Raw genomic sequence first — 15,783 nt, forward strand, 5'->3', positions numbered from 1 at the left:
TTATAAGCTGCATACTATTTTTTAGATTAGCTCGCTGCTTTATCTTTTATATCAGCAACGTTATCTGACTTTGCTTTTTTAGCTTTTGCAGGTACTTCTTTAGCCCCCTTAAGTACCGCCATAAAGTCGTCTTTACTTTTCGCAATCTCAAGTGCAAGCGACTCAACTTGTTGTTCACTTAGTGGCACATCTACTTTTTCAAGCATGAGTTCTAGTGACTCGGCAATATCGAGCATTTTGTCATAGGCATCAGCTTCTTTTTTAGTAGTAAACGTCATGCGCTCGACTCCGTTTCGTTCTACAACATATTTAACAACAACAGCCATGATTTCTCCTGCTTACTTACGTGGCAATATGATTATTTTAAATCATTAGATTACTGTTTTTATATACAGTACAAGCTTGCGCGTGGTTTTGCAAGCTTTAGCCTTAGTTTATCTGCAGCTTGGTTGACAATAAAGAGTAACTCTACTTTATTTATTAAGTCACTTTATAACGCGTTGCAGTAAAGGAGTCGCAAGGAGTGATTGTTACCGTTAGTACTTAGTAACCACAACGTTATCTAAAAGTGCTGGGTGTAAGTAATCAATGAATGTTCATGTAGGAACGCAAAAGGAAATAGTATGAAATTAATTAAAATAATCTCGTTAGCAGCTGCTTTATGTTTATTACCTATGGGTACCACCTTTGCGCAAAGCGATATGCTATCAGAGCAGATGCAATCAGAGCAGATGCAATCAGAGCAGATGCAATCAGCCATGGTTAATATTAATACTGCTGATTTAAAACAGTTAATCAAGTTACCAGGTGTCGGTAAGAAAAAGGCACAGGCAATTATCGATTATAGAGAAGCTAATGGTGATTTCGCATCACTTGAAGATCTCGCTAAAGTAAAAGGGGTGGGTAAAAAAATGCTAGCCAAACTTAATGGAAAGGTGGCGTTTTAACTTAAAAGGGCGCTATGCGCCCTGATCAAACTGTTTTAAGGCAGCACCAAGGTGCTTTTTAGCAAAGTTAATATCTACGGGGGCGGTTAGTAGCGGGTAGCTTAAACCAGCTACAATTAAAAAGGGCACTAGTAGCCATCCTTCAAAAAGGGTAAATATTAAAAAAAATGGGCTTAATAGCATAAGCTTTACAATACGCATTAACACTCTGTCACTAGGAGAGAGCATACTTAACGAGATCGCAATAACGGTTTGTCTTTGACGAACTTTTAAATGTTTAAGCTCATCAACTTGGCTTGAAAAAAAAGTAAACATATTAAAGTGACTTTTTAGAGATTAATCGACTGGCCACTAACGCAAAAAGTGTGGCGGTAAAGAGTACAAAAATAATTTCCATCCATGCTGGCATACTTAGGCTGGCAAATTGCCAATCTATATTTCCGCAATCACCTGTCGCTTCAAAAAATTGCGGTATCCAGTGATGTAACGGCATAAATTCTGGAAAATTTGGCTCAAATTCACAGCTAAATGCAAAGGGGTCTGTGGTTGTTTGCATTTCAATGTGTTCACGAGCTATTAGTAACCCCCATACACTTGAAACCCCCCACACTGTATAAGCGACAATACGGACTACGAGGTTGTTTGGTTTACTGGCGCCAATAATACCTGCAAAAAGTAAACCTAATACCGCGGTGCGTTGGTAAATACACATAATGCACGGTGCTAACCCCATGTTGTATTGAAAAAAGAGCGCGATGACTTCAAGCAGAAAAACAATCCCACTGAATAATAACCAAGGTGTACGTTGAGTACTTAGATTAGCAAGCCAGTTCATAACAAATCCGTATTTAAATAAGGGCTTAGATTATGACGTAGGATAAACAGCGGAGCAAGTAAAAGGGAGGAGCTATGAAATTTCCTAGCTCCTCAAAGTCGGGGAAGCTCTTAATGCCCAGAATTCGCTACAGGGATGTGGTGTTGTATTATCCCCCAGTCATAAAACAAACTGGTTATTTCACTCAAGCCAAAATAAGTCGCGCTTAACCCAACAAAGGTAAGCACAAAAGTGTAAGGTAAAGCCATATACACCATTCGACCGTAAGATAGGCGTAACACGGGAGCTAGTGTTGATGTCAGTAAGAATAAGAAAGCAGCTTGACCATTAGGGGTGGCCACGCTGGGTAAGTTTGTGCCGGTGTTTATCGCCACTGCAAGTAAATCAAATTGGTCTCGAGTTATTTGACCAGCTTTTAGAGCTGCAGCAACTTCATTTATATATACAGTGCCGACAAATACATTATCACTGACCATTGAAAGCAATCCGTTAGCGATAAAAAACATCACCAATTGTAAGTGCCCTTCAAATGTTAGTACCCAAGTAATCACAGGAGTAAAGAGTTGTTGATCGATGATTACTGCAACCACACTAAAAAATACACAAAGTAGTGCCGTGAAGGGGAGGGCTTCTTCAAAGGCTTTACCGAGTTGGTGCTCTTCTATTATGCCGGCCGACGACGTGGCTAAAATAATGACCGATAAACCAATTAAGCCCACGGTTGCTAAATGTAACGCTAAGCCAGTAATTAACCAGATAGCGATAAGTGCTTGAATTGTGAGGTTAACTCTATCGCGTTTGGTGCGTTTTTTATCAAGTGTTTGTGCATGGTTTTTTAAAATAGCATGAATGGTTTCTGGCAGTTTTGCCCCATAGCCAAAGGTTTTTGTTTTTTCTAATAAAAAGGTTGTTAATAAGCCCGCAAAAAGCACGGGTAAAGAAACGGGCAGCATTCTTAAAAAGAACTCACCAAATAGCCAACTTGCTCGCTCTGCAATAATTAAGTTTTGTGGTTCACCAACCATAGTACACACGCCGCCAAGTGCGGTCCCAATCGAGGCATGCATGAGTAAATTACGTAAAAAAGCACGAAACTCTTCAAGCTCTTGACGGTTTACCTCTTTTACTTGGTTATCATCGTTAATATCGTGCTCACTGATAAAATCTTTTCCTGAAGCCACCTTGTGATAAATACTATAAAAGCCCATGGCCACCGCAATAACAACCGCCATTACAGTCAGGGCATCCAAAAAAGCTGATAAAAACGCAGCAGCTATTGCAAAGGCAAGCGATAAAACGGTCTTACTTCTTACTGAAACCACTAACTTGGTAAAAATATACAGCAGCAGATCTTTCATGAAATAAATACCGGCAACCATAAAAATAAGTAATAAAAGCACATCTAGGTTTTGTGCTATTTCATGTTCAACTTGCATGGTTGATGTCATACCAATTAATAGTGCCTCAATAGCAAGTAGACCACCAGGTTGCAGTGGGTAACACTTGAGCGCCATGGCCAGTGTAAAAATAAACTCAATAACCAGTACCCAGCCAGACAAATAAGGGTTTAATTGAAACAGCAGCGGGTTAATTATTAAAAATGCAATAATGGTGTATTTATACCATTGAGGTGCTTTACCTAAAAAATTTATAAATATTGCAGATGGGACACTCTGTTGCATGATTTTTCCCTAGGAAGGCGTTTAATAGTCTGGTTAATGTCATTAACTTAGTCCAGCCTATAGAGGGTGTAAACAACTAAATAATAATAGTCAAAGTGTCTGGTATGAATAATAGGTTGGCATTCATATTGTGTTTAAAACCTATCGGTAAAACTAGCGAATCATACAAGTAAAGTTGCCTTTTTAATAACATACCTAGGTAATTTAACTTACTTTACTTGTTAGTTGTGGCTTGTCTGGTACAATCAGTCAGTTAATCGTATGTAGCGATGTGATGTGAATTAATTCAAGTAGGAATTGAATGAGAATTTTTAAAGCGAAAAGCCCAGCAGGATTTGCTGAGGAATACATAGTAGAGTCAATCTGGAATGGTGATTTTCCTCCAGGTTCAATTCTGCCTGCTGAGCGTGAACTCTCAGAGTTAATTGGTGTTACTAGAACCACATTACGTGAAGTATTACAACGATTAGCCAGAGACGGTTGGTTAACAATACAACATGGTAAACCTACTCGCGTTAATAACTTTTGGGAAACCTCAGGATTAAATATCCTTGAAACACTGGCACGTTTAGATGAAGATAAAATGCCAGAGCTAACCGATCAGTTACTTTCAGCACGTACTAATATCAGCGCAATTTATACCCGTGCAGCTATAAAACTTGCACCAGAGCGTGTTATCGAAATTTTATCACAAAGCGAAGAATTAGAAGACAGCGCGCAAGCGTTTGCAGATTATGATTATAAAGTTCATCATGAATTAGCTGTTGCCGGTAACAATCGCATTTATGTGCTCATCCTTAATGGCTTTAAAGGTTTTTATTCTAAGATTGGTTGTCATTACTTTTCAGATCCTCGCACTCGCGAGCTTGCACGCCAGTTTTATAAAGACTTAACAAAGCTTGCTGAGAATAAAGAGCACGATGGTGCAATATTCATGATGCGTAAATATGGTCATCAAACCGGTGAAATATGGCAACATATTCGCGGTGATATGCCTAGCGATATTATGGATTAGTAAAAAAACCTGCTTTAAGCAGGTTTTTTTATGATTAAAAATCAGTCCATTTATCAAGCGTTCGCTATTTTAGAACGATGCTATCTATAAATACGATTGTTAATTTATTTTTGATACCCATAGAATAGTGTTTAATTAAATATGGTTGCTATTGTAATTTTAAAATTAGTGCCCATATTAGTATCAGTATTGCGTAAGCAATTGACAATAAACTCAAAATATTTGGAGAATAAAATGGGTGTATTAGTAGGCCGCCAGGCACCAGACTTTACCGCTGCAGCTGTTCTAGGTAACGGTGAGATTGTAGATAGCTATAACCTTCACGAAAAAATCAAAGGTAAAAAAGCAGTAATCTTTTTCTACCCACTGGATTTCACTTTTGTATGTCCTTCTGAGCTTATTGCTTTTGATAAGCGTTATGCAGAATTCCAAAAACGTGGTGTAGAAGTAATTGGTGTTTCAATCGATTCACAGTTCTCACACAACGCATGGCGTAACACGGCTGTAGCAGACGGCGGTATTGGTAAAGTTCAATACGCACTAGTTGCAGACGTTAAACACGAAATCTGTAAAGCATACGACGTTGAGCACCCAGAAGCCGGCGTTGCATTTCGTGGTTCTTTCTTAATCGACGAAGAAGGTAACGTACGTCACCAAGTAGTGAACGATTTACCACTGGGTCGTAACATCGACGAAATGATCCGTATGGTTGATGCACTAGCATTCCACAGCGAGCACGGCGAAGTATGTCCTGCTGGTTGGACTGAAGGTAAAAAAGGAATGGACGCAAGCCCTGAAGGCGTAGCTAAATTCTTATCTGAAAACGAAGGCGAGCTATAATTTAGCTCTTTAGTTTAAGATAAAAAAAACCGCCATATTGGCGGTTTTTTATTGCTTTTTAATTAAAACGAAAAGCTCACTTTAGTGTAAATATAACGACCTCGAGGGTTATGTACACCCGAAGCGTAACCATACAGATCTGAATCACCGTCACCAATTGCAAACGGTGGCTCTTCATCAAATAAGTTGTTCACACCTAGCGATACTTTAGCTGACTCAGTAATACGGTATGATGTTTGTAAATCTACCAGTACTTGTGAATCAACAGTACGCGATGTATTGCTATCGAAGTCTAAGTTACCATCGAAGTCGATATCTGGCGTATCTTCAAACTCACCCACATAACTAATGTTCATGTTTGTGTTGAACTGACCAATTTCCCAGTTAGTTGAGAAAATCCAGCGGTGCTCTGGGTAACCATATTCACCGGTATAATCGCGGCCGTCTTTTTCAAATTTATCTTGATAAGCCCATTCTAAATTGAATTTTAGTAAGCCTAAATCATCCAGTGAGTGATTGTAGTTTGCTGAAATATCAACGCCCGAAACTTCTTGTGATGACACGTTTTCAAAAGTACTAAAAATCTTTTGAATAGTTCCTAGGCTGTCTGTACCTGATGGTGGTAAGCGAACACATACGGTACTATTTTGGTTATTACACTCTGAGTTGTAAATTGGACCAAACTCTTGCTCATCAATTTTATTGTCTTGGGTGATACTCCATACATCTACACTCAAACCAAAGTCAGTTGTAGGTGCCCAAATAAAGCCGACGTTCCAAGATTCAGACTCTTCAGCCTCTAAGTCAGGGTTACCGGCAAATTCAATGTTGTAATCTAGTGCATCACAATCTTTACCCGTTGCGTTACAACGGTAATTATCGATAAAGAACTGGCTCTCTTGAGATGGCCCTAAACCTACTTGTGCAAGTGACGGAGCTCTAAAGCCTTGCGCCCAAGAACCACGCACTGTGATTTCATCTGTAGGTGCCCAGCGTAAAGCAACTTTAGGGTTGGTTGTGGTACCAAAGTCACTGTAATCATCGTAACGACCAGCAAGTTGTAGCTCTAAGTTCTCAGCAAGTGGAATTGAAAACTCTACATAGGCAGCGTATTGGTCACGCTCTGCTGCAGCTGACACAGACTCGGTACCAAAGATTAATCCTCGTTGGAATTGGTCATCTGGCGTATCCGTTACGTCCTCTTCGCGGTATTCAATACCGGCCGCCATCATGACAACATCATCACCAAAGCTAAATGCTTCACCTGAAATGTTAGCATCGAACGACGTCATATGAGACTCGCCTTGACGAACCAAGCTCGTAGTAATTCTATCAATTACAGCCGGATCGTTGTAAGTGCCGCCGAATGGGTTGTAGTTACCAGCGTCAATTTCTTGCTGTAAGAAGTCGGTACGTACCCAACCTTGTGAGCGATTGCCTGTTTGTAACGACTTACTACGTCCTTTTTGTACCGCTGTTTCCCAGCTCCAATCGTTTATTTCACCTTTTAAACCGGCAACAAAACGTAATGTGTCTGATTCGATATCCCATTGACGCGCACCCGCATCTACGGTTCTGTAACGACCTATTTCAATATCTTGGCCGAATGGGTTATTAGGGTGACTACCTGGTACTGTTAAACCCGCATCTTCATCAAGTGGCGTTGGGGCACCTGCTGCAATTGAGCTGTTATGCTGAACGGCCATTTCTAAGAAGCCCGTTATGCCATTATCAAAGCGGTATTCAAATTGTGAAATAGCACCTACACGTTCTGATGCCGGTGCAATATAGCCAAATGGACCATAGTCAAATAAACAACTGCCACTTGATGTTGCATTTTCTGCAGGACACGCAGGGTCAATTGTTTTAACGCCATCAACATAAAAGTAGCCTGGGAAGCCACGTGATGAACGAAAATCTTCACCGCCATATGGAGATTGATTAGCAGTACCTAAACGCCCCATTTCATCTGATGATAAAGAGGTGTTTTTAAAGTAATCAATAATAACGGATGCGCTACTTTTTGCACTAGTAGTACCCCAAACAATACTGGCTGTAGTTTCTTCATAGTTAGGGCCATCTGTGCCGCCGTAACCTAAGTTTACTTCAATACCGTCAATATCTTTTTTCAAGATAACGTTTACAACACCCGCTACAGCATCAGAGCCATAGATTGCTGAGGCGCCATCTTTTAAAATATCAATACGTTCGATTGCTGAAACAGGAATACTGTTGATATCAACGAATGAGTTGGTGATCCCTTCAGCAAATGCGCTGATTGCAACACGACGACCATTAATAAGTACCAAGGTAGCATCGGCGCCTAAGCCACGAAGGCTGACGGCAGCTGAGCCATTTGCGGTTGAGTCTTGGTTATTACCACGGGTTGAAAAGGTACCATTACCTGCAACAGGCATTCTTTCAAGAAGCTGTTGTAGGTTGTCATAACCCATGTTTTCGATGTCTTCTTTATTAATAGATTGTACTGGAGACGGGCCTTCGATGTCCGAACGCTTGATACGAGAGCCTGTTACTTGAATACGTTCTACTTTTTCTGCAGTTTGCTGTGCAGCATAAGTCGTTGTGCTAAAACCTGCTGACAATGCGATAGTAGCACCGATGATTAAGCTTGGTGTAAATGCAATTGATTGCTTCATCCTTAAGTCCTTGTTGATATGTTATAATTTACTTGTTTTACAAGTCTAATTATTAATACCATGTAACTTAAATGTTATCAATTGGCCGCAAAGATGATTTTGTTATCTGCACTAATATGTACTGATTTTCTCAATAAAGGTAAACGATAGGATGCTCGCTATTTGGCGCTGTAACGTGATTTAGTTATTATTGATAAACAAAACGCCGAGCGACTTTAATTTGTAATAATTTGTATTTTCCTAAAAATTTAACAAAAAAAAGCCTAACATGATGTTAGGCGTTTTTATTTAAACTTTATGTTTCATTAAGCGTTCTTTTTCACGGGACCAATCTTTATTTTTACCGTCTTCACGTTTGTCATGCATTTTCTTACCTTTCGCTAAATGGAATTCAAGCTTTACCCAGCATTTTTTCCAATACATAGCTGTGGCAATTAATGAATAACCATCACGCTCGGTTGCACCAACCAAACGGTCAAGTTCACGTCTGCTTAGTAATAATTTACGATAACGCAGCGGGTCGCAAATAACATGGGTTGATGCACTATTTAAAGGCTGGATTGTACTGCCTAATAAAAACGCTTCACCGTTTTTAAGATGAATATAAGTTTCAGAGATATTTACTTTACCTGCTCGGATACTTTTTACTTCCCAGCCTTGGAGTTCAATACCTGCTTCAAACTTGTCGTGTAAAAAATACTCGTGTCGCGCTTTTTTATTTAGCGCGATGGTATTACTTGTCGATTTTGATGAATTTTTCTTAGCCATAGTGCCCTATAATATACGTTATACGAGATGTTTTACATCGATTTTTTTAAATTATACATGCAAAAGCGAAGGATTCATTTAAGCGCGATGAAAGTTTGGGGAAACGCACAAAGCTTGCTAAAATTCCTGCACACAGTTGGGAGTGAGTATGCCACAAATAGAAAAAAGTGCGCTGGTTATGTACAGCACTAAAGAGATGTTTGATCTAGTCAATGATGTAGAAGCTTATTCGCAGTTTTTACCTAATTGTTCAGACTCAAAAATTATTAAGCAGCATGATAATAACATGACCGCCAGTTTAGAAATATCTAAAGCCGGCATAAAAAAATGGTTTACCACTGAAAATACGCTAATTGATGAGCAAACGGTGATGCTTCGCTTAGTTGATGGGCCTTTTAAAGCCTTACAAGGTCGTTGGCATTTTCAGCAATTAGATGCGCATGCGTGCAAAGTACATTTACAGCTAGACTTTGAATTTTCTAGTAAGTTAATAGAGCTTGCGTTTGGTAAAATTTTTAATGATGTGGCTAAAAATATGGTGAGTGCCTTTACTCAACGTGCAAAAGCGGTATATGGAGAGCGTGCATGATCAATATTGAAATTGTGTTTGCGTTGCCAACGAAAGCAACCACGTTAAATATAGAAGTATTCCAAGGTACCACCGCAGAGCAAGCAGTGATCCAATCAGGTATTATTAAGAAGTGCCCTGAGATTGATGCAACCGCTTTAACTTTAGGTGTATGGAACAGAACGGTAAAGCTTAATCATGAGCTTAAAGACGGCGATAGAGTTGAAATTTACCGCCCATTAATTGCCGACCCTAAAGATGCCCGCAGAAAGCGCGCCGAAAAAGCCAAAGAAGAGGGCCGCGCAAATAAAGTAACTGGTGGCCGACCGTTAGAACGCTAGATACAAAAAAGGTGAGCCATGCTCACCTTTTTAAATTAAACCCAAATGGCTTATTGCTCTAAAGGGGTTGTAAAGTTTTCTGGTTGCTCATAGTCACCAGATACCGTTACCAACTTTTCATTTTCAAAGTTTAATACTAATGATTTATATTGTTCATTAGCGCGCCCTTTATTAAAGCTGTAAACGTAACGCCAAGTATTTTTATCGAAGGCGTCTTCGGCAATCGGTCTGCCTAGTACATAAATTACTTGCTCGCGAGTCATATTAACGCGAAGCTTATCAACGTCTGATTGTTCTAAAAAGTTACCTTGAGGGATGTTGATTCTGTACACCCAGCTAGAACAACCTGCGGCTGAACTAAGCGTTAAAGCGACAATAAGCCAAAGAGAAAAAGTTTTTAACGACTGCATTGTTAGTTGTGATCCTTATTTTTTATAATCTGCATGATACCGATTAGTCACTCAAGGTAAAACCCTTTTGAGTAATTGTTTTTGTTTAGCGTGTTAAGGCGAGGTTTTGACCATTAATAATCAAAAAAGTTTAAACGATGAGTTGTGCAATAGTAAAAGTAAACCGGCTGTTTGGTCACTGTATATTGTGCAAACACGGTTTGGTCATTGGTATACCGGCATTACAGTTGATGTAGCGCGTCGTTTAGCAACGCACCAAGCGGGTAAAGGGGCAAAAAACCTCAAAGGGAAAGGACCGCTGGTGCTCATTCATCAGCAACAAGTTGGGACTAAAAGCGACGCAAGTAAATTAGAATATGCGATTAAAAAACTTCCACGGGCAAAAAAAGAGGCTTACGTTGCTGCTTTTAAGGGGGGACTGAATACCTCAGGGTTTGTCAAAAGCTGATTAATAAATGCCTCAATTAGCAATGCCGCTTCTTGATAAAGAGTAGTGTTAATATTTTCGAGCGTATTTTTTGCTGTTTTGGTCGCAACAATATTTACGCCTTGCGCCTTAGAAAACAGCCCTGATGGATAAGTAAAAGGTTGTTCAATAACCGTTAGTTGATGCTCTTTAAAGCGTGCTTTTAAATATTCTCTGGTGAGTAAAGCCGAGTGACTATTCGTTTTTCTGCCTGCTAATTTAGGGCTGGTTAGCGTTGTTAAATCAGTGAATAACTGCGGCTCAATCGGCTTTGAGAGTCCACTCCAACTTATAAAAAATACAATGCAGGTTAAACTAAATAATTTAATAATGATTCGCCTTAACGATAAGTGATTTTAATGCGATGAGTTTATTATCATAGCGTTGTTTGTCATGTGTAAAGTCTGCTTTTTTCTGGCTTTACGCAAATGAAATTCCGCCCTAGCTATATTATTTAACTCAAAGTAACTTCGCGCCAGTCCAAAGTGGCTTTCATGTAAGGTTGGTGACATAGCGTTAGCTTTTTTATAGTGGCTAATTGCACTTGTAAAATTACCACTTACATACTCACTGTTACCAAGCGAGATATGATAGTAAGGGTTTTCTTGGCGTTTTCTGTCAAGCTCAGCTAATAGCTTTTCGCCTTCGGCCACTCTATCTGTGAGTGTGTATAATAATGCTAAGTTACCTTGTGCAGTATTATTATCAGTATTTAAGTCAATAGCATAGCGGTACATTTGCTCCGCTTGCTTTAAATCATCTAATTGTTTAAAGAGTACCCCTAAATTGCCCCAGCTAGCACTAAATGAAGCGTCCTTATTGATTGCTGCTTTGAAATAGCTAAACGCTAAATCAAAGTGTTTATTTACCAGTGCCTCACCCCCGTTATTATTATAAAACATGGCGGTTACCCTTTTTTTTGAAAGCAATGAGGTTGCAAAACGGGCTTGTCGGCTATTGGGGTCAAAATCAATAATTAACGCTTATTACGCTGATAAACAAGTGAGCTGTCTTTGAGTTTCGTTTTATTGTCTATAGCAAGGTTGATATGCCCAGTGAGTAAATTAAACCCCTGATTTAGTGACCAATACTCCGCAATGTGTACTTTTTGAAAGCGGGCCTTAAGGCCTAAATGTTTGGCCAAGCTATACGCTAAAATAGAGAGTGAAAGACAATTGGCATTTAAATTTTGATAGCTTTGTGACGCAGTTTGAGTGCTGGTAGATTGATAAGATAGTGAGTTATCACCATTTGTGAGTAAAAAACTAAGTACACTATAGGTAATTTCATCAACTGATTTACTCGATTGTACGTAAGCATTTAATTGCTGTTTGAGGCCGTCGTCGTGTTGAAATATTTGTTGCTCAGACTCTACAAGCTGCTGTTGTAATTGCATGGGAGGAGTAATAGTGGGGATTGGCACACTTATATTGGCGTTATCTGTGGTGCTACAAGCACACAGAGCCATCAGGCACAATCAGTAAATAATGTTTACCTTGGAGAGTATTCATATACACCTCTGTAAAAAAAACACTTAAGTATAGTGGTTATTTTGTACAGAGGTTATTTTTTAATCTAACACTCTATCTAACGTTGCTGATTAAACGTAGCAACGAGTGCATCAAGTGTCTGTGCGCTGGTGGCTAAATCACGAATTGCTTGCTCGGTATTGATTTGTTCACTCATTGATTTATCACTGATCTCACTTATTTGCTCAATACTACGACCCACATCATTCACAACGCTATTTTGCTGTTCTGTAGCGGTGGCAATTAGAGTTGCCATATCGTTAATTTCATTGGCTGTTTCAGTAATGTTATTAAGTAACTCAACCGAGTTTTGCATTGCGCTAACGCTTTGTTGGGCTTTATTTTTTGATTGGCTGATATCATTTACAACATCATCTGAAATTTGAGTGAGCTCTTCAATCATAGATTGAATTTCAGTGGTTGATTGCGACGTACGATTTGCAAGTGCTCTTACTTCATCAGCAACGACAGCAAAGCCTCGTCCATGTTCACCAGCTCGGGCAGACTCAATAGCTGCATTAAGTGCCAATAAGTTGGTTTGTTCAGATATACCTCTAATTGAATCCACAATACTAGCGATATCAATAGTCTTTTTAGAAAGTAAAGCAACTTGCTCGGTTATGCCGTCAATGTCGCTGGCAAGGGCTGAGATTGTCGTTTGGCTTTGTAACACTTGTTGATGGCTTTGCTTGGTGTTATCGCGGCTATCGTTGGTTAACTTAGCTGCATTGGCAGCACTTTGCGCTATTTCTTGCACTGTAGCGCCCATTTCATTAATGGCTGCTGCAACTGAAATAGTTTGCTCTTTTTGCTTATCAAGGGCTAAGGAGTTTTGCTTGGCTTGCGCAAATACATGATCTGAGCTGTGGCGAATTCCATGGCTTTCATTGGCTACTTGCACAATAGCGGTTTCTATTTTTTCAATAAATTGATTAAAGCCGGTGGTTAAATTATTTAGCTCAGGTTGGGGAGATGTTGGTAAGCGATAGGCTAAGTTTGCATCGCCACGCCCTAAACGCGAAAATAGCTCAGCCATTGTTGATAACGGTGAAGCTAAAGAGCGAGCTAATAAGTAACTGATCACGCTTGCGATTAGCGCAGTGATGATAGTGAAGGTGAATATTTGCCACTCTAGGATATTTACACTAGAAAACACTTCGCTTTTTGGGACTTGAGCTAATACAAATAAGTCAGTGTTTTTAATCGGTGTAGCTGCAATGAGTGTGGCTTGCCCGTTGATATTTACTTCCTCTAAAGCGAAGCCATTTTTATCAAGTAATTTGTTATGAATATTAGCGCTGTAAATACTATCTATATTCACCTTAGCGACTTTGTCTGCATCTTTATGTAACTGTATTAAGCCGTTTTTATCGGCAATAAACACAAACCCTGATTGCTCAATTTTAAATTGTTGTAGCAGCTTTTGCATATCTGTAATGCTTTTTGCTAAGCCTGCCAAGCCTAAACCATTAGGCTGTTGGTGGTTAACAAACATTTTTACATCGTTTTCAGACTCTTGATAAATACTAATTGAGTAAGGTTGCTTTGATTGAGTAAAAGCAAAAAACCAGCCATCTGCGGCATCATTTTTTAAAACACGTAAAAAGCCATCTTGGTTCCAATATTGTGCGGTGTTTTTATTCGCCCACGAAGCCGTGGCAAGATTGTATTGATCAACCAAGCGATTGAGCTCTTTAAGTAATAGCGTGTCGTTGTTGTTGCCAGTATTTGCCCAATTTAAAATATAGGTATTGGCCGAAAGTTGCTTTGCAGCCCCAAGAAGTTCATTGATCTCGCCACCAATATGATTACTTATTGTTTGTAATTTACTTGGCAGTTCTGATTCGATCATGCGTTGCTCAATGATATTTTTTGAGTTATGCAAAGACGTCAAACCAATTAATACAGCAACACAAATAGCAATAATGCTTCCAAGCGCTGTTATTTTTTGAGTAATAGAGAGATTTTGTATCGTCATGATAATGCTTATATTTACAACTGAGGCAATGAGAGGAATTATTTTAGCACATTATTTATTTTCAGCTATTGATGATTAATTTGCACTTAAAAAAGCCCAAAGCAAAATGCAAGTGGGCTTGGTTTCTAACAAGTGAGAGTTCTAGGACCCTTGGGTTAAACTATTTTTTTCATTGCAGACATGTAGCCGCGTAATTTTGCGCCTACTTTCTCAACAGGGTGCTCACGTAGAGCCGTATTTATTTGAATTAAAGTTTGGTTATCAACTTGATTACTTTGCTCATTTAAGCCCTTACCAATAACATCAGTATCAATACCTTGCATAAATTCTTGTAGAAGCGGCAAACAGGCATGGTTATATAAATAGCAGCCGTACTCAGCGGTATCTGAAATAGTGCGGTTCATTTCAAATAACTTTTTGCGTGCAATAGTATTGGCTATCAGCGGCGTTTCATGCAGTGACTCATAATAGGCAGATTCTGCAATAATACCGGCCGCTGTCATGGTTTCAAATGCCAGTTCTACACCCGCTTTTACCATTGCCACCATTAAAATACCGTGGTCAAAAAATTCTTGCTCAGCAATTTCTACATCGCCTGCAGGGGTTTTTTCAAAATGAGTTTCTGCAGTTTCAGCACGCCATTTTAGTAAGTTAGCGTCATCATTTGCCCAGTCTTCCATCATTACACGTGAAAATGTGCCATCGATAATGTCATCTTGGTGTTTGTTATAAAGAGGACGCATAATCACTTTAAGCTCTTCACTTAGCTCAAACGCTTTAATCTTTGCAGGGTTTGATAAGCGGTCAAGCATGTTTGTCACACCGCCATATTTAAGTGCTTCTGTGATCACTTCCCAGCCATATTGAATAAGTTTTGAGGCGTAACCGGCATCAATTCCTTTTTCAATCATTTTGTCAAAACATAAAATAGAGCCAGTTTGTAGCATGCCACATAAAATAGTTTGCTCGCCCATCAGATCAGATTTCACTTCAGCGATAAATGATGATTTAAGTACCCCCGCGCGATGACCACCCGTACCTGCTGCATAGGCTTTTGCTTGTGCCAAGCCATGGCCCTGAGGATCATTCTCTGGGTGAACCGCAATTAATGTAGGTACGCCAAAGCCGCGTTTATACTCTTCACGTACTTCTGACCCCGGGCATTTTGGTGCTACCATAATAACGGTAATGTCTTCACGAACTTGCATGCCTTCTTCAACAATATTAAAGCCATGTGAATAGGCAAGGGTTGAGCCGTGTTTCATTAATGGCATGATGGCATTAACAACTGCAGTATGTTGTTTATCAGGTGTTAAGTTAAGTACTACATCGGCTGTTGGGATTAACTCTTCATATGTACCCACTTTAAAACCATTGTCAGATGCATTTAAGAATGACTGACGACGCTCAGCAATGGCTGAATCACGTAGTGTATAGGCTACATCTAAACCAGAATCACGTAAGTTTAAGCCTTGATTTAGGCCCTGTGCGCCACAGCCTACAATTACCAATTTTTTACCTTTAAGTGCAGCAACACCGTCGTTAAATTCGTCTGCGCCCATAAATTCACATTGTGCCAATTGCGCTAATTGTTCGCGTAAAGGTAAGCTATTAAAATAATTTGCCATGATAAGTTTCCTATTAATTCAGTTTGTTAGATGCATTGCTTTTGCTTTGCTTGGAATAACAATATGGAAAATCTTTTCTTGCGTAAAATGATATATTTGAATTAAAGTGTTTCATAATA

Annotated in this window: 15 protein-coding genes and 1 pseudogene; 6 read left to right on the forward strand and 10 right to left on the reverse strand. The window is 39.4% G+C overall.

The annotated features are described in order from the left end of the window. Positions 1-26: 26 nt before the first annotated feature. Positions 27-326, reverse strand: coding sequence for a YebG family protein (locus MTN96_RS22850; protein ID WP_036981796.1), 300 nt, complete (start codon positions 324-326; stop codon positions 27-29). Between the two features lie 297 nt (positions 327-623). Here MTN96_RS22850 and MTN96_RS22855 point away from each other — a divergent pair, with 297 nt between their 5' ends. After that, on the forward strand, positions 624-947 hold the full coding sequence (locus MTN96_RS22855; RefSeq protein WP_248532827.1) for a ComEA family DNA-binding protein: 324 nt from the start codon (positions 624-626) through the stop codon (positions 945-947). Between the two features lie 12 nt (positions 948-959). Here MTN96_RS22855 and MTN96_RS22860 read toward each other — a convergent pair whose 3' ends face one another. The 3 genes from MTN96_RS22860 to nhaB form a co-directional block, all read right to left on the reverse strand. Then, complete coding sequence (locus tag MTN96_RS22860) at positions 960-1,262, reverse strand: hypothetical protein (protein ID WP_036981800.1); 303 nt, start codon at positions 1,260-1,262, stop codon at positions 960-962. Position 1,263: 1 nt separating this feature from the next. Further along, complete coding sequence (gene dsbB, locus MTN96_RS22865) at positions 1,264-1,782, reverse strand: disulfide bond formation protein DsbB (protein WP_248532828.1); 519 nt, start codon at positions 1,780-1,782, stop codon at positions 1,264-1,266. A gap of 110 nt (positions 1,783-1,892) precedes the next feature. Next, on the reverse strand, positions 1,893-3,464 hold the full coding sequence (gene nhaB / locus MTN96_RS22870) for a sodium/proton antiporter NhaB (RefSeq protein WP_138626700.1): 1,572 nt from the start codon (positions 3,462-3,464) through the stop codon (positions 1,893-1,895). 301 nt (positions 3,465-3,765) lie between these two features. Between nhaB and fadR the strand changes: the two genes are divergently transcribed. Together fadR and MTN96_RS22880 are read left to right on the forward strand one after the other, a co-directional pair. After that, a complete protein-coding gene (fadR, locus tag MTN96_RS22875) occupies positions 3,766-4,479 on the forward strand; it encodes a fatty acid metabolism transcriptional regulator FadR (RefSeq protein ID WP_069438686.1) in 714 nt (237 codons plus the stop codon). 234 nt (positions 4,480-4,713) lie between these two features. After that, the gene (locus MTN96_RS22880) at positions 4,714-5,319 is read left to right on the forward strand and encodes a peroxiredoxin (protein ID WP_008109095.1); all 606 of its coding nucleotides are present in this window, start codon (positions 4,714-4,716) and stop codon (positions 5,317-5,319) included. Between the two features lie 62 nt (positions 5,320-5,381). Here MTN96_RS22880 and MTN96_RS22885 read toward each other — a convergent pair whose 3' ends face one another. Together MTN96_RS22885 and smpB are read right to left on the reverse strand one after the other, a co-directional pair. Continuing rightward, positions 5,382-7,976, reverse strand: coding sequence for a TonB-dependent receptor (locus tag MTN96_RS22885; RefSeq protein ID WP_069438685.1), 2,595 nt, complete (start codon positions 7,974-7,976; stop codon positions 5,382-5,384). Positions 7,977-8,264: 288 nt separating this feature from the next. Continuing rightward, a complete protein-coding gene (gene smpB, locus MTN96_RS22890) occupies positions 8,265-8,744 on the reverse strand; it encodes an SsrA-binding protein SmpB (RefSeq protein WP_013465526.1) in 480 nt (159 codons plus the stop codon). Between the two features lie 148 nt (positions 8,745-8,892). Between smpB and MTN96_RS22895 the strand changes: the two genes are divergently transcribed. Together MTN96_RS22895 and MTN96_RS22900 are read left to right on the forward strand one after the other, a co-directional pair. Continuing rightward, positions 8,893-9,333 carry a type II toxin-antitoxin system RatA family toxin gene (locus tag MTN96_RS22895; protein ID WP_248532829.1) on the forward strand — a complete coding sequence of 147 codons (441 nt, stop codon included), beginning with the start codon at positions 8,893-8,895 and terminating at the stop codon, positions 9,331-9,333. Next, positions 9,330-9,653 carry an RnfH family protein gene (locus tag MTN96_RS22900; protein WP_036981810.1) on the forward strand — a complete coding sequence of 108 codons (324 nt, stop codon included), beginning with the start codon at positions 9,330-9,332 and terminating at the stop codon, positions 9,651-9,653. Before MTN96_RS22895 ends, MTN96_RS22900 begins: the two co-directional genes overlap by 4 nt. A gap of 50 nt (positions 9,654-9,703) precedes the next feature. Here the strand turns inward: MTN96_RS22900 and MTN96_RS22905 are convergent, their stop codons facing one another. Beyond that, on the reverse strand, positions 9,704-10,063 hold the full coding sequence (locus MTN96_RS22905; protein WP_013465523.1) for an outer membrane protein assembly factor BamE: 360 nt from the start codon (positions 10,061-10,063) through the stop codon (positions 9,704-9,706). 106 nt (positions 10,064-10,169) lie between these two features. Here MTN96_RS22905 and MTN96_RS22910 point away from each other — a divergent pair, with 106 nt between their 5' ends. After that, positions 10,170-10,511: a GIY-YIG nuclease family protein gene (locus MTN96_RS22910; protein WP_069438684.1), complete on the forward strand. Its 342-nt coding sequence runs from the start codon at positions 10,170-10,172 to the stop codon at positions 10,509-10,511. 342 nt (positions 10,512-10,853) lie between these two features. On the opposite strand, the pseudogene MTN96_RS37325 reads toward MTN96_RS22910, so the two are convergent. The 3 genes and pseudogenes from MTN96_RS37325 to ilvC form a co-directional block, all read right to left on the reverse strand. Beyond that, positions 10,854-12,040, reverse strand: a pseudogene (locus tag MTN96_RS37325) (tetratricopeptide repeat protein). A gap of 76 nt (positions 12,041-12,116) precedes the next feature. Continuing rightward, on the reverse strand, positions 12,117-14,036 hold the full coding sequence (locus MTN96_RS22925; protein WP_069438683.1) for a methyl-accepting chemotaxis protein: 1,920 nt from the start codon (positions 14,034-14,036) through the stop codon (positions 12,117-12,119). Between the two features lie 155 nt (positions 14,037-14,191). Next, entirely contained in the window at positions 14,192-15,664 is a 1,473-nt protein-coding gene (gene ilvC / locus MTN96_RS22930) for a ketol-acid reductoisomerase (protein ID WP_069438682.1), read from the reverse strand. Positions 15,665-15,783 lie beyond the last annotated feature (119 nt).

The sequence above is a fragment of the Pseudoalteromonas sp. 2CM28B genome, from assembly GCF_023161935.1.